The sequence below is a fragment of the Micromonospora sp. NPDC047527 genome, assembly GCF_040643015.1.
Classification (GTDB): Bacteria; Actinomycetota; Actinomycetes; order Mycobacteriales; family Micromonosporaceae; genus Micromonospora.
Map to the genome: position 1 here is coordinate 71,924 of NZ_JBEYTK010000013.1, position 21,875 is coordinate 93,798.

At 67.6% G+C, this 21,875-nt stretch carries 17 protein-coding genes and 3 pseudogenes; 16 read left to right on the forward strand and 4 right to left on the reverse strand.

Annotated elements, in window-relative coordinates:
* Position 1: 1 nt before the first annotated feature.
* The 12 genes from ABZ808_RS30090 (at position 2) to ABZ808_RS30145 (ending at position 11,373) form a co-directional block, all read left to right on the forward strand.
* A complete protein-coding gene (locus ABZ808_RS30090; protein ID WP_357012784.1) occupies positions 2–682 on the forward strand; it encodes a GPP34 family phosphoprotein in 681 nt (226 codons plus the stop codon).
* A 24-nt stretch (positions 683–706) separates the two neighbouring features.
* Entirely contained in the window at positions 707–1,360 is a 654-nt protein-coding gene (locus ABZ808_RS30095; protein WP_357012785.1) for an N-acetyltransferase, read from the forward strand.
* A gap of 32 nt (positions 1,361–1,392) precedes the next feature.
* Positions 1,393–2,568 (forward strand): hypothetical protein, encoded by a 1,176-nt coding sequence (locus ABZ808_RS30100; protein ID WP_357012786.1) that lies wholly within the window; start codon positions 1,393–1,395, stop codon positions 2,566–2,568.
* 162 nt (positions 2,569–2,730) lie between these two features.
* Positions 2,731–4,206: an FAD-dependent oxidoreductase gene (locus tag ABZ808_RS30105; protein ID WP_357012787.1), complete on the forward strand. Its 1,476-nt coding sequence runs from the start codon at positions 2,731–2,733 to the stop codon at positions 4,204–4,206.
* Positions 4,203–5,291, forward strand: a complete 1,089-nt coding sequence (locus ABZ808_RS30110) for a hypothetical protein (RefSeq protein ID WP_357012788.1) — start codon at positions 4,203–4,205, stop codon at positions 5,289–5,291. Before ABZ808_RS30105 ends, ABZ808_RS30110 begins: the two co-directional genes overlap by 4 nt.
* Positions 5,291–5,845: an adenylate kinase gene (locus tag ABZ808_RS30115; RefSeq protein ID WP_357012789.1), complete on the forward strand. Its 555-nt coding sequence runs from the start codon at positions 5,291–5,293 to the stop codon at positions 5,843–5,845. The genes ABZ808_RS30110 and ABZ808_RS30115 overlap by 1 nt, the downstream gene beginning before the upstream one ends.
* Positions 5,842–6,858 (forward strand): glycosyltransferase, encoded by a 1,017-nt coding sequence (locus tag ABZ808_RS30120; RefSeq protein ID WP_357012790.1) that lies wholly within the window; start codon positions 5,842–5,844, stop codon positions 6,856–6,858. Before ABZ808_RS30115 ends, ABZ808_RS30120 begins: the two co-directional genes overlap by 4 nt.
* On the forward strand, positions 6,855–8,432 hold the full coding sequence (locus tag ABZ808_RS30125) for a hypothetical protein (protein ID WP_357012791.1): 1,578 nt from the start codon (positions 6,855–6,857) through the stop codon (positions 8,430–8,432). The genes ABZ808_RS30120 and ABZ808_RS30125 overlap by 4 nt, the downstream gene beginning before the upstream one ends.
* Positions 8,433–8,472: 40 nt before the next feature.
* Positions 8,473–8,952 carry an NUDIX domain-containing protein gene (locus ABZ808_RS30130; RefSeq protein WP_357012792.1) on the forward strand — a complete coding sequence of 160 codons (480 nt, stop codon included), beginning with the start codon at positions 8,473–8,475 and terminating at the stop codon, positions 8,950–8,952.
* 249 nt (positions 8,953–9,201) lie between these two features.
* Positions 9,202–9,720, forward strand: a complete 519-nt coding sequence (locus tag ABZ808_RS30135; protein WP_357012793.1) for a phosphotransferase — start codon at positions 9,202–9,204, stop codon at positions 9,718–9,720.
* A 294-nt stretch (positions 9,721–10,014) separates the two neighbouring features.
* On the forward strand, positions 10,015–10,422 hold the full coding sequence (locus ABZ808_RS30140; protein WP_357012794.1) for a hypothetical protein: 408 nt from the start codon (positions 10,015–10,017) through the stop codon (positions 10,420–10,422).
* Positions 10,423–10,536: 114 nt separating this feature from the next.
* Positions 10,537–11,373: an IS5 family transposase gene (locus ABZ808_RS30145; protein WP_357012795.1), complete on the forward strand. Its 837-nt coding sequence runs from the start codon at positions 10,537–10,539 to the stop codon at positions 11,371–11,373.
* 49 nt (positions 11,374–11,422) lie between these two features.
* Here the strand turns inward: ABZ808_RS30145 and ABZ808_RS30150 are convergent.
* A pseudogene (locus tag ABZ808_RS30150) lies at positions 11,423–12,270 on the reverse strand (IS5 family transposase).
* A gap of 228 nt (positions 12,271–12,498) precedes the next feature.
* Here ABZ808_RS30150 and ABZ808_RS30155 point away from each other — a divergent pair.
* On the forward strand, positions 12,499–13,899 hold the full coding sequence (locus ABZ808_RS30155) for a hypothetical protein (protein ID WP_357012796.1): 1,401 nt from the start codon (positions 12,499–12,501) through the stop codon (positions 13,897–13,899).
* Between the two features lie 339 nt (positions 13,900–14,238).
* On the opposite strand, the gene ABZ808_RS30160 is transcribed toward ABZ808_RS30155, so the two are convergent.
* Positions 14,239–14,973: an alpha/beta hydrolase gene (locus tag ABZ808_RS30160; RefSeq protein ID WP_357012797.1), complete on the reverse strand. Its 735-nt coding sequence runs from the start codon at positions 14,971–14,973 to the stop codon at positions 14,239–14,241.
* A gap of 1,257 nt (positions 14,974–16,230) precedes the next feature.
* Between ABZ808_RS30160 and ABZ808_RS30165 the strand changes: the two genes are divergently transcribed.
* The 3 genes and pseudogenes from ABZ808_RS30165 (at position 16,231) to ABZ808_RS30175 (ending at position 19,191) form a co-directional block, all read left to right on the forward strand.
* Positions 16,231–17,262 (forward strand): glycoside hydrolase family 11 protein, encoded by a 1,032-nt coding sequence (locus tag ABZ808_RS30165; protein WP_357012798.1) that lies wholly within the window; start codon positions 16,231–16,233, stop codon positions 17,260–17,262.
* Between the two features lie 24 nt (positions 17,263–17,286).
* Positions 17,287–17,670, forward strand: coding sequence for a tyrosine-type recombinase/integrase (locus tag ABZ808_RS30170; RefSeq protein ID WP_357012799.1), 384 nt, complete (start codon positions 17,287–17,289; stop codon positions 17,668–17,670).
* 342 nt (positions 17,671–18,012) lie between these two features.
* Positions 18,013–19,191, forward strand: a pseudogene (locus ABZ808_RS30175) (IS701 family transposase).
* Here ABZ808_RS30175 and ABZ808_RS30180 read toward each other — a convergent pair.
* Positions 19,178–21,433 (reverse strand): hypothetical protein, encoded by a 2,256-nt coding sequence (locus ABZ808_RS30180; protein ID WP_357012800.1) that lies wholly within the window; start codon positions 21,431–21,433, stop codon positions 19,178–19,180. The pseudogene ABZ808_RS30175 and the gene ABZ808_RS30180 sit on opposite strands and share 14 nt — an antisense overlap.
* 124 nt (positions 21,434–21,557) lie before the next feature.
* Positions 21,558–21,770, reverse strand: a pseudogene (locus ABZ808_RS30185) (IS3 family transposase); the annotation flags it as partial.
* Between the last annotated feature and the right edge of the window lie 105 nt (positions 21,771–21,875).

Below are 21,875 nucleotides of genomic sequence, written 5' to 3' on the forward strand. Positions count from 1 at the left end.
CATGACCGCGTCGATACCCCGGCTGCCGCTGCGCGACGAGCTGTTCCTGCTCGGGCACCACGACGACACCGGCCAGCCGCACCTGCACCGCCATGCCTTGGCCCTCGGCATGGCCGGCGCAGTGCTGATCGACCTGTTCCTCGCCGGACGGATCACCCTCGACTCCTACGACGACCGCCCGGCCGCCGACCGGTGGCTACGCCTGAACTCCGACCAGCCGGTCGGCGACCTGATCGCCGACACCGCCCTCGCCACAATCCGCTACTCACGCGCCACCCCGACCGTGAAAGCGTTCCTGCGCAGCTTCGCCGACGACCTGTACGAACGCACCCGCGCCGGACTCGTCGCCGCCGGCATCCTGCGCCACACCGCCCGCCGCCGCCTCGGCGGCCTAATCCGCGCCGACGCCTACCTCGCCACCGACACCAAGTGGGCCGTCGTCGCCCGCGCCCGGCTGCGCTACCTCGCCGCCGGCCGTGAACAACCGGACAACCACACCGCCGCGCTCGCCGGACTCGTCGCCGTCCTCGGCCTCGCCGACCACCTCTACCTCGACGACGACACCACCACACTCACCGCCCACCTGAAGACCATCGCCGCCCAGCACCACCGCCCCATCCGGGAGATCACCGCCGCCGTCGACGCCGCGATCGGTGACCTCGCCACCGCCACCTACCGATAGACCGCCGAGGGAGACGACAACACCGTGGACTCAATCGTTCGTATCCGCGCCGCCCGCTGGACAGACAGGCAGACCGTCGCCACGTTGATCGCCGACGCCTTACAGCCCACCGCGCTCGGCGCCTGGCTGGTGCCCGATCCGACGCAGCGGCGCCAGGTGCTGACCGACGTCCTGGTGATCTGGGCCGAGCACGCCCTGTTCTTCGGCGACGTCCACCTCACCGACGACTGCACCGCCGCCATCGTCGGCTTCCACCGCTACCGGCCGATCCCGCCACCAGCCAACTACCCGACCCGCCTCGTTCAGGCCGCCGGATCCCACGCTGACCGCTTCACCGCCATCGAGGGACTGATCGCGCAGAAACAGCCCACCGAACCGCACTACCACCTAGCGCTCCTCGCCGTCGGCGCTGCCCATCAGAAGGATGGCCGCGGCAGCGCCCTGCTAGCCCACCACCGCGCCCGCCTCGACCGCCTCGACCTGCCGTCCTGGACCGCCGTTCCCACAGAAGCGGAGCACCTGCTCGCACGCTACGGATACACGCTCCGCCCGCCCCTCACCGCGCCGAACGGACTGAGCCTGCACCCCATGCGCCGCAACGCGCCCCATGCCAGCAGCCCCATGCCGATCAACCCCGCGCGGCCGGTCGGCAACCGCTGGCAAGACCAGCACGCCTGATACGTAAGCCGCCCGGCTTACCCCCATTTGGAGTGCTGCCGCAGGCTGCCGAGTTACTAACCCGTCCACCCCTCAACGGACAGATCATGGCCTTCCCTCGCAGATACCCGCCCGACCTCGTGGACGCCGTCGTCCAGCGCGTTGCCGCCGCCCGCACCGTTAAGGCGTACGGCGCGGTCACCACCGTCGCCCGCCAGTTGGACCTCGATCCCCGCCTAGTGCAGAAATGGGTTACCAAAGCCACCGCTCCACAGGCGCAGCAGGCGGACCGAGCGGCGGACGGCACCGGCCCGTGGGAGGTCTCTTTGTTCCCTGGGCTGCTGCACTGCAAATTGTGCCGCCAACCGCTGACCCAGGACGAGACAGCCGACGCGGCACGGGTGTATCGGTGCGGAGAGGACTGCTGGCGAGAACCAGTCGACGTCGTCGTCATTGCCGATTATGTCGGTCGAGCTATTCTGCGACACGCGCCACGGATCGTTCCTTCCTCAGCGGGGACACCCACGCCTCCATACGTGGCCGCCATGCATGCTCACCGCGTCCTGACACGCGTCACCGTCGGCGCCACCGCCCGCGATATCACCCTCGCCTGGCGCGCGGTTCCCCGCTCTAGTGGAGACCGGTGGGAGACCGAGCGCGCGCAGCGTATCGCCGCCGCCCGGGACCTGGCCTCCAGCGATCCGCTACGCGCCCGACGCCTCCTGCACGACAGCCTCACCGGCATCGACCCCGCCACCGCCCCGCCCCACCCGGTGTATGCCGAAGCCGCCATCCTCCTGACCGAACTGCACCTGCGGCTCGGCGAGCTCGACGCCGCCACCGCCTGGGCCGGGTACGCCCACCACAGCGCCGATCACCTTTACGGCAGCACGGACCGGCGCAGCCTGCACGCCCTGCACTTGTTCGCTGCGGCTCACCGCAGTGCCGGCCATCATCAACGCGCCTACCACCTCTATCGGCAGCTCGGCGAGCACCTCGCCAGCAGCGACGGCTCGCACGGCCACCGAACCCTCGCCGTTCACGCCGCTACGGCTCTGGTCCTGCACGACCTCGGCCACTGTCAGGCCGCCCGGAACCTGCTCGCCGACACCATCGCCACGCACCGCCGCGAGCATCCCGGACACCCCGCCACCGCCCGCATGACCCAGCACCTCGCTCGCATGTGGCAGGACTGCGTCACCAAGAGCCATCACCACGAGGACGGGTGAGTGCTGACCGGCCGCTGCGCGAGGGAGGCCCACCCTGCGCCTGAGGGCACCTTGGCGCCGTCGGTCGGCGACAACCGCCACCCGCGGATGAGCCGCATCGACGTGAAGGCCCAAACAGCTGGTCCGTTCGATCCGCCTCCGGTCGCCCGAGAAGGAGTAGCCGTGTCGCTGACCACCGCTCGCCCCGCCCTGCTGGCACAAGACCAGCCCATTGCGACGGCCCACCCGGCGCAGCAGCCCCCGCTGGCCCGAGCACCCGGCCGGATCGTCATCCTCGGGGCAGGGCTGTGTGGTCTGGCCTGCGCGGGCGAGCTGGCGCGGCTGGGTCACGCGGACTGGCTCCTCCTGGAGGCGGCGGCTACCGCAGGCGGGCTCGCCTCGTCCGTGACCGACTCGGCGGGCTTCACCTGGGACCTGGGTGGGCACGTCGTCTTCTCCCACTTCGGGGAGTTCGACCGGCTGCTGACCGACCTGTTCAGCAGCGGAGAGCTTCTGCGCCACGACCGGTCCTCGTTCATCCGCTTCCACGACCGGTGGATCCCTTACCCCTTCCAGCAGCACGTGCATCGCCTTCCGGCGCAGGACGCGGCGGCCTGCCTCGACGGGCTGGCCCTCGCCGCCCGGGAGGACAGCGTGGTCGCAGATGCCGACTTCGCGACCTGGCTGCGGGCAACCTACGGAGCGCCGCTGGTGGAGAGGTTCTTCGGCCCGTACAACACCAAGGTATGGGCCACGCCGCCTGAGCTGATGTCCTCCTCCTGGGTGGCCGAACGCGTCGCACCGGTCGACCTCGACCAAACCCCGACCGCCACCGCCGTGCAACGCCCGTCCCGGTGGGGGCCGAACGCCACCTTCGCGTTCCCCATCTCCGGCGGCACAGGGGAGATCCCCCGGCGCCTGGCCGCTCGTCTCGGCTCACGTGTGCGCACCCGTGCCCGTGTGGCCGCTGTCGACCCCGCCGCCCGGACGGTGATCCTGGCCGATGGCGAACGCATCGCCTACGACCATCTGGTGGCCACCGGACCGCTGGACCAGTTGGCGGCGATGACGGCGGGGGCTCCGACTCAGGTGCGGGCGGCGGCCGAACGCCTGCGCCACACCACCGTGGCCATGGTCGGCCTCGGCTATCGGGCGCCCACCACCGACGTCCGGTCGTGGATGTACTTCCCGCAGCCAGATGTGCCGTTCTACCGGGCCACCAACTTCGGCAAGTACGCGCCCGCGAACGTCCCCGGCTCGGGCACCCACATCTTCAGCTCCTGGATGACCGAGACCTCCCTGCCGGAAGGCACGTACCTCGACCGAGACACCTTGATCGACGCCTGCGACCAGGCGCTGCGCCGCCACGGCCTCGTCCCCGCCCACGCCCCGTTGGCCAGCGCTCACCTGGAGGTGATTCCGTATGCCTACCCGGTGCCCACCCTCGGCCGCGACGCGGCCTTGGGCGAGGTGATGCCGTGGATGGAGCAGCGCGGGATCTACCCGCGGGGGCGGTTCGGCACGTGGCGCTACGAGATCGGCAACATGGACCACGCCGTGAAGATGGGCATCGACATCGCCCGCCGCCTGGTGGAAGGCACACCTGAGGAACTGCTCGACACGCCCGCGGTCACGGCGGCGGTCAGGAGCCGCTCGTGAACGCCGCGACGGACGGCGAGCTGGTCTCGTTCGCCGGGCACAGTTTCAGCGTCCACACCGATCAGGCGTTCCGAGGCACCCAGGAAGCCCACCTACGGAGCTTCATCCCGGACGCAGACCCGGCGCCGGCGTGCGGGCATCTGACGCCGATCCGCGTCCATCACGATGAAGGTTTCTTCTACGCCCGGATGACCTACCTGCAGGCGAGCCGGTCGCGGGCGGTGCTGCCGTTCCGCGGCGAGCCGTACCGGTCCTCCCAAGTAGGGAGGGTTTCCTGGTGGCGGCCCGACCCCGACTCACACCTGCGTGAGGATCACTTGTACGCGCGGGATGCGAGGGGCCGGCTGCACGTCGTGCTGCATCCGGGGACCGAACACGGTCAGCGGTACGCCATGCGGGTCATCCGCGAGGTCGTCCTGCGCTGCGCCGAAGGTCGCGGCTGGACCGCCTTCCACGCCGCCGCCGCGGCGGTCGACGGCCGCGGCGTGCTGATCGCGGGCCCGTCCGGGGCAGGCAAGACCACCGTGCTGGCCGCGCTGGGCGCGTACCGCCAAGCGGACGTGATCGCCGCCGACCGCGCCGTGATCACCGGGGACGCCGAGCGGGTGGTCGGCGTCCCGATCTCCGTGCGCATCGCGGACGGCACCCTGTCGGCGCTCGGCCCGCGCCACGACCTGCCATCGCCTCGGCGGCTACCACCGGAGTTCGGCCACGCCCGCAAGGTCGCGTGCTCTCCGCGCGACTTCGCCCACGCCTTCGCCGCCCGGGTGCGCGACAGCGCCCCACTTCGGCTCGTTGTCCTCCCACAGCTCAGCGACGACAGCCGGAAGGTGCGCCTGGCGCTCTGTGGCGCACCGCTGGCCCGCGCGGCGCTCTCCGCTGTCGGCTGCACTCCCCACGACGAAGACTGGCTCCACCCGTGGTTCGCCGAGCGCACCCGCAGCCTCGATGAGCTAAGCCGCCAGGGCACGAGCTGCCTGGAGGCCCTGATCGCGAAGGTGCCGGTGATGAGGGTGACCGTCGGCGTGCGCACCCCAGGCCTGCTGCTGCAGATTGCCGACGCGGTGACGAAGGGCCTGACGTGATGCCTCAACGGATCGCGGTGGTCGGGCCAGTGGCCTCCGGCAAGTCCACCCTCGCCGCCGCTGTCGCCGCGCACACCGGCCTGCACCACGTCGACCTCGATCAACTGTTCTGGGGACCGGGATGGACCCCTGTCGCGGCAGCTGACTTCCACGCCGCCGTGCGGCGTGCGCTCGCCGGCACGGCGTGGATAGCGGACGGCAACTACGGCGGAAACGTCGCTGAGACCCTGCTGAAGCGCGCCGAGCTGACCATCTGGCTCGACCTGCCCCTACGGACATGCCTGCCGCGGTTGATCCGCCGCTCGATACGGCGCGCCGTCACGGGGGAAGAGCTGTTCGCGGGAAACCGGGAGACCTTCGGGCACCTGGTCTCGCGCGACTCGATTCTGTGGTGGGGGCCGGTCCATCATCACCGGCACCGCCGCCGCTGGGAACAACACCTTCACCCGCTCACGGCCGGCAATCTGCCGGTCCTGCGCCTCGATGATCCGGCAGCCGTAAGGCCCCGGCTGCGAGCCCACGGCCTACTCGCCCGTCAGGAGGCTGACACGTGATCGCCTCAGTTGTCCGCGTGCCCTGGCACGCCGCCCACAGCGGCTACGACCGGCTGCTGGACCACCTGCCCGAGGTCCGCCGGATCACGCCGCCCACCCGACGCCTCGCCCAGCAAGCGGCCCGGCGCGCGCACCAGATGCTTCGGCGCCGCTGCCCGCTGCCGTTCTACCCGGTCGAGCATTGCGCCACCGACCTCGCGCTTCTAGCCGCCCGCGGTCCCGCGCACGTGCTGTACGGGGATGAGCAGTTCTACTTCTCCCGCCACCGTCAAGGGTCCACCGCCGTCACCTACCACCGGCCCCCGGCACGGCTGGCAGCTCTCATGCCGCCCGCCAGGTGGCGTGCCGTCGCCGCGCACGCCGACCAGATCATCACTGTCGACCCGCGCCAGCAGGATTTCTTCGCCGACCTTGTTCCTGCCGAGCGGGTGCACGTGGTGCCGCACGGTATCGACATCTCCGCGTTCACCCCAGCCAACGACGTCTCCATCAATCGGCCGCTGGTGTTGACGGTCGGCTGGTGGTTGCGGGACTGGACCGTACTCGACACGGTGCACGAGCGCCTGCACCGCCGGCACGGCGTTGACATCAACTTGACCGTCGTCACCCGGCAGGCCCACCGCCGCGCCTGGCACCCGGCAGCCCGGGTCCTGCAGGGCATCAGCGAGCCGGCGCTGATCAGCCTCTACCGCGAAGCGGCGGTCCTGCTGCTGCCGCTGAAAGACGCCACCGCCAACAATGCGCTGCTGGAGGCGCTGGCCTGTGGCACCCCCGTGGTCGCCACCGACGTCGGCGGCATCTCACACTACGCAGGGAACAGCCCGGCGGTCGTGCTCACCCCGCCCGGTGACGCCACCGCCGCCACGGACGCGGTCGAGACCATCCTCACCGAGACCGGCACCTCTGATCACGCCGCACGGCGAAGCGCCGCCCGACACCGGGCGCAAACGTTCGCCTGGCCGCTCGTCGCCGACCAGATGCGAGCCATCTACCGGCTGCTGGAACAGCAATGAGCGCTACGGAGGTCTGGCTGCACATAGTCGTTCCCGTGGTGCTGGTCGCCTTGGTGGCCCGCGCGCTGTGGCTGAGCGTGGCGGTCGAGGCGTGCGCCCGCTGGCTGCTAACCGCGCCGGACCCACCGCCCGTCGACCCTGATCAGGCGCCGTGGCTGGTGGTCCTGCTGCCGATGCTGCGCGAGCAGAGCGTCGCCCCGGAAACCATCGCTGCCTTCACGGCGCTGACGTACCCGCACCGTCGGGCCGCCGTCGTCGTGATCACCACCGAACGCGAGACCACCGCCCGCGCCCGGCACCGCAGCCAACTCCCACCGCTGGCCGCCCATCAGCCGCTGCGGCCCGAGCACCTACGCGGGATCTTCCCGGCCGCTCAGTGCCGCGTCGTCGCCGAGCACGTCAACGCCACCCCGCACGCCGAACGACTGACGATTCTCACCGAGCGGTTCGACACCGAACCCACCACCGCCGAGGTCGTCGCTGCCCTCGCCGCCAACCAGCCGCCCGACCGGCTGCCGCTGGTGCACCTGCATCAACCCGACGTCGGCGGGCGCAAGGCCGGCCAACTGAACTTCGCCCTCGACCACCTCGATCAAGCGCTCGGCCCGCTCGGCTGGCACGAAACGGGCGACGCCGAGTCGACGTTCGTCGTGGTGTACGACGCCGACGCGATCCCCGACGCCCGCACTCTGTACGCCTTCGCCGCCGCAACCGCCACCCCGATCGGCAAGACCCCGGCCCTCATCCAGCAGCAGAGACTGCCGCTGCTGGCCCGCCGCCCCTTCCCTAACGGGCCGGTCGGCCTGCTCCTCACCGGCGAATGGGTGTACCAGCTACGACGGTCCCTCGGCATAGAACTCGCCCGTCTCCACCTCCACGCACACCTGTCCGGCTCGCCGCTACCAGGGTGGCTGCGCACGCTGCTGCGCCCCATGATCTACGCCGTGGGCTGCGGCATGGCTGTCCACCTTCCCGCCATCCGCGCGCCTGGCGGCTTCCCCGAACCGATGGAAGACCTCGGCATCGGACACCGATTCTCCCTGCTCGGCGCCGACCTGAGCACCACTACGGTGGCGGTCCTGGACGAGCCCTACACCGAACCCACCGGGGTGACCAACCTCCACGCGCTCGCCTTCACCGCCTCCGCCCGCCCCGACCGGCACGCCCAAGCCGTCGCCCACCTGCCCGCCACGATCACCCATCCGGCCAAGGCCCTCCTGATCGCGCGAGAGTGGGCAGACGAAGCCGCCTGGCTGCTCGGCGCACCCCTGGCAGCCGCAGCCATCGCCTCCGCCTGGTCGGCAGGACCCCCGTGGGCCGCCGTCGCTGCCCTCGGCATCCTGCTCCACGGCCCGCTGCTCACCGCCCGGCTGCTCGCCCTCGCCCCCGCGCTGCACGCCGCTGTCCGCCCGCCCCGCCCCACCGACCAGCTACCGCTGGCATCCCCCAACCACCCGGCCACCGTGATCGCCACCAGCCCGCTCCAACCGTTCGTCCGAATGGCCGGCCCCTGGAAAATGATCTTCCAAAAGATCGCAAGACGCCACCGCGGCTTCGGCAAGACTGAACGCTGACGCCCTCCCGCCCACGTCGAGCAAGAGTGGAGACCACTTCGTGGCCGAGCCCGTGACCCCGACCATCCGCACCTCCGCCAAAGCCGTCGTCATCCACGACGGGCGCGTCCTGCTTCAACGAGCCACGTGGGAAGGCATGGACTGCTACTTCCTGCCCGGCGGCGGCCAACACCCGGGAGAACCCCTCGACGCCGCCGCACGCCGCGAGGTCCATGAAGAGACCGGCCTGACCGTGCAGGTGATAAGCCTGCTCTGGCTACGCGAATACATCGGCGCCCACCACGAACACGCCGACACCGAAGCCGACACGCATCGCATCGAGGCGATCTTCCACTGCACACCAGAGGGAACGCCCGGACCGCTCAGCGGCCACGCCAGGGACGACCTGCAGACCGGACTGGAGTGGGTCGAACTGGAGAAGGTGCCCGAACTCAACCTGCTGCCCCGCGCCCTGCGGCAACTGATCGCCACGCTGGCCGGAAGCGACCCGCACACCGGCTACCTCGGCGACGTCGCCTGACAACCACCATGGCGGCACTCGACGGCCAGATCCCTGATACCGCTCGCGAACTCACCACCGGCCAGTCCAACCGAGTCTGGTACGTCGACGGGCCGACGCCGTACGTACTCAAGCACTACGGAAACGTCGCCCGCGCCGCCAACGAAGCCGCCGCCCTCACCCTCCTCGCCGCCCACCACGCCCCCGCACCCCGACTCCTGGGCGCCGACCCGAACGCAACACCGGCCTGGACCGCGCAAACCGCTATCGATGCCCCACCCGTGCCCGCCGACCAGTTTCTCGACCAAGATCGCCGAACCCCTCGCCGCCATCCACCGCATTCCCGGCCCGCACGCCGGCCGCCTCGCCGGCGCACCCCGCTACCGGACCTGGCGCGCCTACCTCCACAACCGGCTGCACACCTACACCAACGCAGCGCCGGACCTTGCCCCCGCCGCAGCCGCCATCCACCGCGAACTCAACACCACCAACCTCGACATCGAGCCAAGACTGCTGCACCACGACCTACAAGCCGGCCACCTCCTCCACACCCCGGAAGGACTGCTGCTCGACTGGGAACTCGCCGCCTGCGGCGACCCCCTATCCGACCTGGCCCGCCTCGCAGTCCGCCTCCAACTGCCTGACCCCACCCAGACGCTCTCCCTCACCCACCGGCCGCACCCAACCGGGGCACGCCGACTCAGCCTGTACTGGCGCATCCATCAACTCGCCGACGCCGCCCTCAGCACCGACCCGCAGGTTCGGGCCAGAGCCCTACTGGGTCGCTAGACGCCATACGGCCTCTCGTTTAGGCCGAACAGCGGAAACGCGAGACGGCGTTGTATCGTGTCGATCGTCTTTGACCTTGCTTGGTCTGATCGCTACTACCCCCTCGTGATCCGCCGTGTGCCCCTGCCCGCTGTCGCGGATCGCATGACATGTTGAACCGAGGCGAGGCAGCATGGGCGTCACGCAAGACATCACCGCGGCGGTGGCGGCGGTGGTGAACGCAGACTGGAACGTTCGCACCGGCACCGTGGTGCCGACGACGGACACGGTCACCTTGAAGAACGGCGCGGTGAGGTGGACGCCGTTTACCTGTATGCCGACATGGCCAACTCCACGGGTCTTGCGAGAGACTTCGACCCGAAGACCGCCGCGAAGGTCGTCCGCGCCTACCTGGACGCCACCTGTCGGGTCATCAAGTCCCGCGGCGGCGAGATCCGCAGCTTCGACGGGGATCGCGTCATGGCGATCTTCATGGGCGGGTCGAAGAACAGCAACGCCGCCCGATGCGCTCTCAACATCAACTGGGCGGTGACGAAGGTTGTGTGGCTGGCTCTCGAGCAGCGACTTCCCTCCCTCAAGAGGAAGGCCCTCTTACTGGGCGTTTTGATCTTGTCTGCGTGCGATTGGCGGCATTCGGCCCGCCGAATGCCGGGCCAGAAGAGCAGCCGACTCATCATCATCGGCACTATTTGCCCTGACTGATGCCGCATCGATATGCCAGCTTCATCCCGCAGAACGTGTCTGGTTCAGAAAAGCCCTCGTATCGTCGGACTCCAGGTGCGATCCACCACGGCTGATCCACAGTAGACCTTCGGCATGGTTGAGCGACCCGCCTACCCTTCCGACCTGTCCGACGCCCGCTGGGCGCTGATCGCACCACGCCTGACCGCCTGGCGTCAGGCCCGCACCGACGCCGGCGTCGGCGGACGCACCGCCACCCACGACCTGCGGGAAATCTTCAACGCGATCCTCTACGTCAACCGCACCGGCATCGCCTGGCGCTACCTGCCCCACGACTTCCCGCCCCACGCCACCGTCTACGGCTACTTCGCCGCCTGGAGCAAGGAAGGCATCTTCACCCAGCTCAACTACCAACTCACCGGCCTGGCCCGCACCAAAGCCGGACGCGCCACGCAGCCGTCGGCCTGTGTCATCGACAGCCAGAGCGTGAAGACCTCCACCAACGCACCCCTGCCCACCCAGGGCATCGATGCCGGCAAGAAGATCATCGGACGCAAACGCGGCATCGTCACCGACACCCTCGGCCTGCTCCTCGCCGTCATCGTCACCGCCGCCAGCACCAGCGACAACACCATCGGCATCAACCTGCTCGACCAAGCCAAAGCCACCCACCCAGACCTGACCAAAACCTGGGTCGACGCCGGCTTCAAGAACAGAATGATCGAACACGGCGCCACCCTCGGCATCGACGTCGAAGTCGTCACCAAAGACCCACAGGTCAAAGGATTCTCCGTGGTCAAACGCCGATGGGTCGTCGAACGCACCCTGGGCTGGATCATGCTCCACCGCCGCCTCACCCGTGACTACGAAGCCCGGCCCGCTAACTCCGCCAGCATGATCCGCATCGCGATGATCGACAACCTCACCAAACGCATCACCAACGAAACCACCCCAACCTGGCGAGACACCTGAAGACGGCATCACCCGCAAAATACGTGAATCAGACGCCCTCTTAGAGGTCCTAACAAAGTCGTGCGACGTGTCGGTACGTGATGATGCAGGTGGCCAGGGCGAGGAAGGCTTCGTGGATGTCGTCGCGGCGTTCCCACCGGATGCGTAGCCGTTTCATGCCGTGGTACCAGGCGACGGTGCGCTCGACCACCCACCTGACCGCGCCCAGTCCGGATCCGTGGGGTTGACCGCGGCGGGCGATGCGCGGGCGGATGCCTTTGGCTCGCACAGCTCGCTGGTACTTGTCGTGGTCGTAGGCACGGTCGCCGTACAGGTGGTCGGGGCGCCGGCGGGGTCGGCCGCGCCGGCTGCGTACCGGCGGGATCTTGTCGAGCAGCGGGAGTAGTTGGGTGACGTCGTGGCGGTTGCCGCCGGTCAGCGACACGGCCAGGGGGATGCCGGCGCCCTCGGTCAGGACGTGGTGCTTCGAGCCCGGGCGGGCGCGGTCGACCGGGCTCGGGCCGCTTTTGGGCCACGTCGGGCGGCCCGCACGTGTGAGGAGTCGATCACGGCGCGGGACCAGTCGAGCTTGCCGGCGCCGTGCAGTTCGGCCAGCAGCAGCTCGTGCAGCCGCTGCCACACCCCGGCCCGGTTCCACTCCTCCAGGCGCCGCCAGCACGTCATCCCGGAACCGAACCCCAGCTGTTGGGGCAGGAACTCCCACTGGATGCCGGTGTGCAGCACGAACAAGATCCCGCACAGCACCTGCCGATCCGGGATCCGCTTGCGTCCCGGGTGCCGTGGGTTGCGCTCAGGTTTGGGCAGCAACGGCTCGATGCGCTGCCACAGCCCGTCCGGCACGATCCACGGCGGCTGCTCGCCACGCCTCACGACCCGACATCGTAGATCGCCCTCCACAACGGACGAAAGAGTCAGAGATCATTTTGTTAGGACCTCTTAGAGGGCTGCACCGGCGGTGAGTTGGCGACGGGCGACGGCTGACCGTTCCCATGGGCGGCGGCGGAAGGGAAATTCTGTAACTGGCTTCTATGAACGCTTGACTACCGTGAAGAGTCAGACCTCGTACGCCATCACGGCGCTGCGCCGCCTTCTGCCGAACTACGTGCCGGGAGGATCGGACACGCCATGAGAGACCTGTTCGCCACCCTGCCGGACGACCCGCCGCCGCTGCCGCCGGGCTACCTGGATGCCGTACTCGTCCGAGGTCGCCGCTCGGTGCGGCGCCACCGGATCGCGACCGCGGCGCTGTGGGCGGTCGTTGTACTCGTCCTGGCCGTCCTCGTGGTGCCCGGCGTCGGGTTGCCCGTCCAGCCAGCGGGCTCGTCGACGGGGCCGAGCCTGCCGGACCGCTTCGCGGGGTACTCGGTGCTGACCAGCACCGTCACGTCGGCTCCACCCGGCCGCGCGATCGCCCTCTACGGCTACGGCAACGGCGAGACGTTCAACATGTTCCAACCGCTCGTCGTCGGGTCCGACGGGGACACGTACCGGCGGGTCGACGCCATGGAGGAGCGGGACCGCCCCTCGGCCCTGCTCTCTCCGGACGGCACCCGCGTCCTGCTCGGGGACGACCGCGGCGCGACCGGCGACCTGGTCCTCGTCGACCTGACCACCGGAGAGCGCCGGTCGATCCCGCTCGGTGACCGGGTAGGCGTACGGCTGCTGGCCTGGTCCCCTGACGGCCGCCACGTCGCGTACAGCGGCGCACCCCTGACCAACTCCGCCGAGTTCGGCACCGTCGGCGTCGTCGAGGCCGAGGTCGCCCGCGCCGGTACGCTGCGCCTGCTCGACCTGTCGACCGGACGCAGCACCGCGGTGCCGGCCATCACGCCGGCATGGACGGCCGCGTTCGCGCCGGACAGCCGCCGGCTTGCCGTGCAGGTCGGCCAGGTGGCCCACCTCGTCGACCTCGACGGCAGCGAACACGGCAGCGTCCCGATCCCGGGTGGGCGCGAACTTGCCGCCGAGGTCGGCTGGTCACCGGACGGCAGGCACCTCGCCACCGTGCCGTGGATCGGCGACGGCCCGTTCAACGGCACCACCGGCGGCGAGCCCGGTCACCACGGCACGTTCCTGTGGAAGGTCGGCGACGTCACGTTCGTGCCCGTCGCGGGCACCGGCGCACCACCCGCTCCCGTCCCCGACGTCGCGCAACTGCTCGGTTGGCGCTCGGCGGGCAGCGTACTCGTGGCGACAATCAACACCGCAGGCCACGCGGCACTGGCCGAGGTGAATCTCGGAGACGGCACCCGCCGAACCCTGGCCCGCTTCGACACCGGCAGCACCTGCGAGATCGGCCTCCAGAGCTGCCAGCTCTTCGACCTGCACCTCGCCACCGGCCTGCTACCCGACCTGACCGTCCGCAGCGCAGGCCGCCCGCAGCGCGGGCCCTGGCCGATGCTCCTCAACGCCGTCATCGGCGTCGCCGTCATCGGCACCGCGTACCTGCTGTGGCGCCGGACACATCCTCGACGCGGCCCCAAGCCCCGGGGCGACACCAGCTTCCCCCTAGCCGCGAGGCGCTAAAGCGGCGCGGCCTGCCTGTCCGCTGGCGTCGCACCGACGCCGATCCGGTCCAACGGCTCCCGAGCACCCACCGAGCACCCGTCGTCGGACAGACATGAAAAGACTCTGGCCTGGTGGTGAACCACCAGACCAGAGCCTTGGTTGCTGGTGCGCCGCCAGGGACTCGAACCCCGAACCCGCGGCTGCCTCTCGAACAACCAGCTACGGCGGGACCTCGCTTTGTCCAGTGTGGGCAGGGTGCTGGTTCGAGCCGGCCTTGCCTGCGGTTGGGGTCAAGCGGGGGTCAAACCCTGCGCCCCCGCACAACGGTTCAGAAAGTGCGGATACGGTCGCAAGCGGCTAGCGCAGATGCCGGGCGAAGAACCCGGCCACGTCCTCCCCTGTCCACTGCGGGACACCGGTGTGTCCGCCCATGTTGGCGTGCAGCGTTTTCTCCTTGGAGCCGAAGGCGTCGAACAGGTCCAGGGCCGCCTGCCGGTCGTTCCCTTCGTCGTCCCACTGCAGCAGGACATGCAGCGGAATGGTGACCTGTCGGGCCTCCTCGAACATGGTGCGAGGCACGAAACTCCCGGCGAAGAAGGCGGCGGCCACGATGCGCGGCTCGACCACCGCGAGCCGGATGCCAACGGAGATCACTCCCCCCGAATACCCGACCGGGCCGCCGATCTCGGGCAGCGACAGGAGCGCATCCAGGGTGGCCTGCGATTCCGGGACCGCCTTGTCGACGAGCGGGAGGATGAGGGCGTCGATGATCTCGTCGCTGACCGGCTCGCCGGCCTCCATAGCCCGGCGCAGGTCGGCGCGGGCCCGCTCGGCGGCGGCCCAACGGGGCCGGTCACCGCTCCCGGGGAGCTCGATGGTAGCCGCAGCGAAGCCATCCGCCGCGGCGCGCCTGGCCCGCGCCACCAGGCGGGGGTACATCTTCTGCAGTCCGAGCGGGGGGTGGCCGAGCAGGATCAGCGGAACCGGCGCGGATGCGGATGTAGGCGTCCACAGGATGCCGGGGATCTCGCCGAGGGTGAATTCGCGTTCGAGGACGCCGTCATCGAGGCGCTGTTCAGAAGTGAATCGCATGGTCGTGCCTTTCGGGAGTGCTCGCGAACGGCGCTCCCGGACGACCTATCGCCCGACCGTGACCCCAGAGGGGAGCACCCATGTCGAAACGTTCACGGGTACCACCTCCTCGGTCTCTCGCACGGCCTCCGGAAAGCTAGCAGCGGTCGCCGTGATCCGCCAAACGTGTTTTGCCCCTGGGCGGACATCGACGCACTGGCAGTAGCGCATCCATTTGATCCATGGGTCTGTCCGCTGGCGCCGCACCGCGTCCCGCCGATGCCGATCCAACGGCTCCCGAGCACCCACCGAAGGACCGTCGTCGGACGGACGTGAAAAGGCTCTGGTCAGGTGGTGAACCACCTGACCAGAGCCTTAATTGCTGGTGCGCCAGGGACTCGAACCCCGAACCCGCGGATTAAGAGATTGACCTTGACCGACTCTTACGTCCGCTAGCGTCGCAGTAGTCCAACTGTTCCCACCAAGAGCTCAATCCGCCGAAACATGAGACCAGGTGTCCAGATGGATGCCGGTCGGTCCACGGCAACCGAGCACCTGCGGAGCACCCACCGATACGCCCACTGCTTGCCGCACGTGACGACCGTGCGACTACCAGCGCCCGGACATACGGTGCCGCAGGCCCGGTGGCCCGATCGCTCGCTGATGCGTCTGGTTGCCGCCGCTCGGGCCTGCGGGGCAAATCCTGCCGCCGCAGGCTGGCATAGACGCTGATTGGCCGGGAGGCTCTTGTTCCGGCCAGTCCGGGCGGTTGCGAGTCCTTGGGTATGGGGATGATCGCTGTTTCGTCAGAGGTACCTGCCGGACTTGCCGATCTCCAACTGATTCGCGGCGGGCTGAGCGACAGGTCCGGTGCAGAGAGCGCCGCCCTCGCTGGCACGGCCAAGGCCCGACCCGGACTGAAAGTTTCGGTGGCTTGGCTGCGGATCACCGCTCCCACCCCCGACAACGGCTGACCATGCGGAGCACGATGAGCAAGGCTGGCAGCCAGTTGGAGCTACCTGAGACACCACGTCACCAAGAAAGTGTTCCGGGAACGTTTCGGAAATTATTGACGGGCTCAGAGTCGGGGCCATACGATTGCCATCGATGTCCCTCAATGATCTTGGTTCACCGCGACCCGTCTCGGTCGCACAGGAGGGCCGTCCACCTACCACGGGGGATACGCCGAAGACCGGCTGCCGCACCTGGCCACCGACAGCCTGCGGGGTCACATCGCGGCGCTGGCCACCACCAGCTGTCACGAGGAGGAACACGTACATGAAGGACACCTCGACCAGGCCGCGAAAGAGCAGTCGCATGCGGCTGCTCCTCAGCGCCGCGTGCGCTGCGGCGCTCGCCGTCACCGGCACGTTCATCGCCAGCCCCAACGCGCACGCCGAGGCCGACCGGACCCTCACCTCGAACCTCACCGGCACACACAACGGCTACTACTTCTCGTTCTGGAAGGACAGCGGCAACGCCAGCATGACGTTGCGCGCCGACGGCCGGTACAGCAGCAGTTGGGACAGGAGCACCAACAACTGGGTCGGCGGCAAGGGCTGGGCCACCGGCAGCCGACGGACGATCAGTTACTCGGGCACCTACAACCCGGGCAACAACAACACCTACCTCGCCCTGTACGGATGGACGCGGAACCCGCTCATCGAGTACTACGTGGTGGAGAACTTCGGCAGCTACAACCCGAGCAGCGGCGCCCAGCGGCTGGGTACGGTCACCACTGACGGCGGCACCTACGACATCCTCCGCAGCCAGCGGGTCAACGCCCCGTCGATCGACGGCAACCAGACGTTCTACCAGTACTGGAGCGTCCGTCAGCAGAAGCGTTCGAGTGGCACCATCACCACCGCCAACCACTTCGACGCCTGGGCCCGCGCCGGCCTGAACCTGGGCAGCAACCACGCCTACCAGGTCATGGCGACCGAGGGCTACCAGAGCCAGGGCAGCTCGGACATCAACGTCTGGGAAGGCGGCGGGGGCAACCCCACCACCGGGCCGACCACCAGTCCGACCACCCCGCCCGCGAACGGCAACTGCACCGCAGTGCTGTCGGCTGCCGAGCGGTGGGGTGACCGGTTCAACCTGAACGTGGCGGTCAGCGGCACCAACAACTGGGTGGTCAGCCTCGGGCTCAATGGCGGCCAGTGGATCCAGAACAGCTGGAACGCCTCGCTCAGCGGCAACTCGGGCACCGTCACCGCCAGGCCGAACGGCAACGGCAACAACTTCGGCATCACGATCATGGCCAACAACAACTGGACCTGGCCGACGGTCACCTGCCGGACCAGCTGACCCAGACCCAACCGACCCCTGCGGGTGGCGTGCCGGCCGGGCCGGCACGCCACCCGTCGTCGCGTTCAGGACACGACCCCCAGCCGGGTTTCGCATCGGGCTGAACGGAAGGTCACCGGTGACCGGTGCAGGACTTCGACCTGGTCTTCACTACCGGCATCGATACCCATCGAGCCGCGGAACCTGAACCGCCACTTCGTCCGGCTCTTGGCGCTGGCCGGGCTTCGTCGGGTCTGCTTCCATGACCTGCGCCACTCGTGCGCGACGCTCCTCTACGAACAGGGCGTGCCGATCGAGCGGATTCAGGACGTGCTCGGGCACAGCACCCCGGCCATCACCAAGCCGATCTACGTGGAGGTGACCCGCCAGGCGCAGTGCTCGACCACGGACAAGCTTGTTTATACGTAGGGGTCAGAAAAAGGGGTCAGGCCCAGTCCAACCGGACCGGGCCTGATCTCTTCTCGCTGGTGCGCCGCCAGGGACGCCATCCCCGCCTTCCCTCTTGACAAACTGCTCTACATATCAGTACTCCAGCAGGAGATCCGTTTGGTTTGCGTGACGGTGTGGTTTGTCCGTGGACAGCGAGCAGCCACCGTCGAGCCCGAGGTTGTGTGGACCAAACAGGATACGGCGGTGGCTGCCGCGTACAGAGTAGACGCCCGGCGGTGGTCTGGGCTGTTCGACGAGCTGATGGACATGATCGGAACGCGTTTTGGCTGGCCCTAGCCTCGGCGTCGAGTCCGGGATTTCGTGGCTGGGTTGCTGGCGCCGTTGCCGGTCAAGAACTGTTGGACGATTGCGGAGCACGTCGGTGACGACGGTCCGGGCGGTATGCAGGACCTGATCGGTCGGGCCAGGTGGGACGACACTCTGGTCCGTGCTGACGTGCGGGACTTCGTTGCGGTTCGTCTCGGGCACCCCGATGGTGTGCTGCTGATCGACGAGACCGGTGATCTGAAGAAGGGCGTGCACACCGTCGGGGTGCAACGGCAGCAGTACTCTGGCACCGCCGGAAAGATCGAGAACTGCCAGCTCGCCGTGCACCTGTCGTATGCCTCACCGCTCGGGCACACCCTGGTCGCCGTCGCCCTCTAATTGCCGAAATCGTGGACCGAGGACCCCGTTCGACGTGCTGAGGCCGGGGTGCCCGACACCGTCGGCTTCGCCACGAAACCGCAGCTGGCACGACGCTCATCGAAACAGCTGTGGTCGGCGGACTGCCGTATCGGTGGGTCGCCGGCGACGAAGCCTACGGAGGCGACCCCCACCTGGCCGCCGCGCTACGCGACCAGCGGCTCGGCTACGTCCTCGCGGTCGCCCGCTCGCACCGAGTCCCGACCAGACTCGGTGTCCAACGGGCCGACCAGATCGCCGCCGGCCTGCCGAAGCGGGCGTGGCAGCGGATCTCCGCCAGCAACGGCGCGAAAGGCCACCGCTACTACGACTGGGCATTCGTCACCCTGCCGGCTGGCCGCCGACCAGCACCACGGCCACCACTGGCTCCTGCTCCGCCGCAACCGCACCACCGGTGAACTGGCGTTCTACCGCTGCTGGTTACCCGACCTCGTCCCGCTGCACCACCTGGTCGCCGTCGCCGGCAGACGCTGGAGCATCGAGGAATCGTTCCAGGCCGCCAAAACCGGCCTCGGCCTGGAACAGCACCAACACCGCCGCTGGAAAGCCTGGCACCGCTGGACCACCCTCGTCATCGCCGCTCACGCGTTCCTGGCCGCCGCAGCAACGACCAACACCACCAGCCCAGACAGCCTGATGCCAATCACCGTCAACGAACTCCGCCGGCTCTTCCACGCCCTGATCATCGAACCCACCCGACGCCTCGACGTCATCACCTGGTCCATCTTCCGGCGCCGGCATCAAGCCACAGCCAAGACCAGCCACTACGCCCGACAAGCCCTCACAGAACCCTGAATCGGATCTCCTGCTGGAGTACTAGGCGATCCTGTAACCGAGCATGGCGAAATTCATAGAACCCGCCTGCTTGCCGAAGCACACCACGGTGGTGAGCATCATCAAGAAAGACCATAAGTCGCCAAGGAATACGCCCATGCGCCGCTAGGTAACCTCGGGCAAGGATAAACCAGCCCGTGGCAGTCAGCGATAGCCCTACGACGAAGCCAATAGTGACGCCGTAGAACACTGCACCAATGATTGCTACAACCGCTCCGCTTACACTTTGTGCGGTCATCTTACCCAAGATGCCACCGACTGCACCACCCAAAGCAGCGTGCAGGAGCACGCCGATCAAAGGATGGCGACCAAGAGTCGAGAGAAAGGGTCCCATTGCTATTGGCTGCCGAGACCTCGCTAGAACGTAAGCAGACGAGCCGAACGCGAAGGCGCCACCACTTGATAACACTAGCCAGGCCGGGAAGATGTTATCGGGACCTGCGATTACTCCGATTAACGTTCCAAAAGAAGTACAAATTGCAGCGAGGCTCAGCATCGCTGCACGGTCTCGTCGATAGATCGTCATCGGATCGCTCACTCGAACCGCGTCCGGCGCGTGCAACATGCTTAGCAGCACGCCTCCGACAAGGAAGAGAGCAACAACACCGACGGCGAGCTGGAGACCGCCAAATGGCCCGACGAGGGCGGCCGAGATACCACCAACAACCAGACCTGCGAGCGTGCGCAACCAGCGAGGTTGGCCACGGACTGGACCTATCAAGTTCGCTGGCAAAACAGGCGGGCCAGCAAGGGAAACAGCAAGCGCGGTCGCAGGACCCAGCACGATTGCCATACTTATGGCGATGACATCCGCGGTACGCAACGCCGAAACCAGCGAGAACATCAACGGAGCCAGAGTAACCACCAACAAAATCGGCGCTGCAGCCAGTACGCCCAAAACGATGCGAGAAACAGCGCGCTCCAACCGCCACCAGGCAAGGTCGCGGCTATCCTCCTGATTTAGATGGCAGGCCAAGAAGGTAAGCCAGGCGATTGCGCGGTCGGTTCTATACCGCCGGACCATCTGTCCCGTCGGCATGATTGACCGAGGCGCATAGATTGCCGGAAGCAATGCGTCAAGCAAGTAGTCCTCTATAGCCTGCCGATTGTGAAACCGACTTAGGTCAGCCATTTCTGCAGGACAAGACTCGGGGGATGAATATATCGTTCGCACCAGCCAAACCATGAGCGGTGTCGACAATGCCGACGCCAACGGACCCATCGGATTATTCTGAAGCTCCAGCAACAAAGGGCTCCAGCGATCATCCTGGGCGAGACGCGCGTTCGACAGGTAAGCTCTAGCTGCCGCTGGTTCAACTGGCCGAATCTCTACTACATATGCCCTACTCAGGACCCGAGTGGAACCGAGGACTGCCTGCTCGTACTCCTCTGATCGGCAGGTCAGAACGAAAGGAAACGCATCACCAGTCGCTATGCTTATACCCTCGATTGCTGAAGCACGTATGGCCGGAGGCATCTCATCCAACCCGTCAAGAATTGGCAGAATTAACCCAGTGTCGATAAGGCGCCTAGCGACGTCCGCGCCATATTTGTTAGTATTGGCGAGTCCCGGATACTCCTCCTTGATCCGTCGAGAGATCCAAGTAAGCAGATCTTCCCGATCCGATCGCCAAGACGAAATTGGCAACAACACCGGAACAGGCACCTCATCGTTTCGGCGCCGACCGAGTAGATCGAGTACGAGTATGATAGCAATGCTGGTCTTGCCTGCTCCCGGCGTGCCCAATATGACCATCTGCCGATTGGGGAGGCACAGCAAGACGTCGGCTATTTTATCGTGACTTCCAGCCGAAGGGATTCGTCGACCATCAATTCTTGTGAACCGGCCTGTTCGAATCATGGAGCGCGACGCGGATAGACTACGCTTCGCGGCAGCCCAGGGAATCCTGATCGGCTCCGGCTGGTTCAATGCCCACACCGCCGCCTCTGCCAGCCATTGTTTTTCAATTACATTAGCTAGGTCGCCAGCTGCACGATCCAGCAGGGCCGGATCAGCCCCTGCCGGCATAGGCCGGCGCTCTCCGCGCATATCTGCCGCCACTAGCAGCGCCAACACGATCGCGACCGGCCACGCGATCCAGGTGTAACGACCCCAAGACTCCGGCATCCCGGAAGTAGCGACGTTGATGATCGCAGGCAGGATGAGGACGGCGGATATCGAAACGAAGGTGAGGCCAATCAACGAGGGTCGCGGTCTGCGCAACTCTTACCTCCCGAACAACCGATGGATAGCAGCTTATATAGCTTCGGAGGATACAGGCGACGTCGACTACTGGTATTGATCGGGAAGTGTCGCTAAGTTGATCTCACGCTACCCTGCGGGTTGGCCTGCGGGAATAGGCGGTCTCCTCGTACCCGCTGGGGCTGAGGTAGCCGAGGGTGGAATGCCTACGGCCGGTGTTGTACCAACCCTCGATCCAGTCGAAGATCGCCGCACGGGCGGCGGCGCGGGTCAGCCACGGCCGTCGGTCGAGCAGCTCGGTCTTGATCGTGGCGAAGAACGATTCAGCGACGGGGGACTGCGTAGATTTCGGCTCTGTCTCACATTCGGTGGTGACGGAGGGTGCTGGCTAGCCGAGCAGGATTCGATGGCGCAGGAGAGCGAAGCCCGCGCGTCCGTACAT

What these genes read in the sequence shown, in the direction of transcription:
- ABZ808_RS30090 (WP_357012784.1), top strand. Translation starts at nt 2, where the DNA reads ATGACCGCGTCGATACCCCGGCTGCCGCTGCGCGACGAGCTGTTCCTG.
- ABZ808_RS30115 (WP_357012789.1), top strand. Translation starts at nt 5,291, where the DNA reads ATGCCTCAACGGATCGCGGTGGTCGGGCCAGTGGCCTCCGGCAAGTCC.
- ABZ808_RS30125 (WP_357012791.1), top strand. Translation starts at nt 6,855, where the DNA reads ATGAGCGCTACGGAGGTCTGGCTGCACATAGTCGTTCCCGTGGTGCTG.
- ABZ808_RS30135 (WP_357012793.1), top strand. Translation starts at nt 9,202, where the DNA reads ATGCCCCACCCGTGCCCGCCGACCAGTTTCTCGACCAAGATCGCCGAA.
- ABZ808_RS30145 (WP_357012795.1), top strand. Translation starts at nt 10,537, where the DNA reads ATGGTTGAGCGACCCGCCTACCCTTCCGACCTGTCCGACGCCCGCTGG.
- ABZ808_RS30155 (WP_357012796.1), top strand. Translation starts at nt 12,499, where the DNA reads ATGAGAGACCTGTTCGCCACCCTGCCGGACGACCCGCCGCCGCTGCCG.
- ABZ808_RS30160 (WP_357012797.1), bottom strand. Translation starts at nt 14,973, where the DNA reads ATGCGATTCACTTCTGAACAGCGCCTCGATGACGGCGTCCTCGAACGC.
- ABZ808_RS30165 (WP_357012798.1), top strand. Translation starts at nt 16,231, where the DNA reads ATGAAGGACACCTCGACCAGGCCGCGAAAGAGCAGTCGCATGCGGCTG.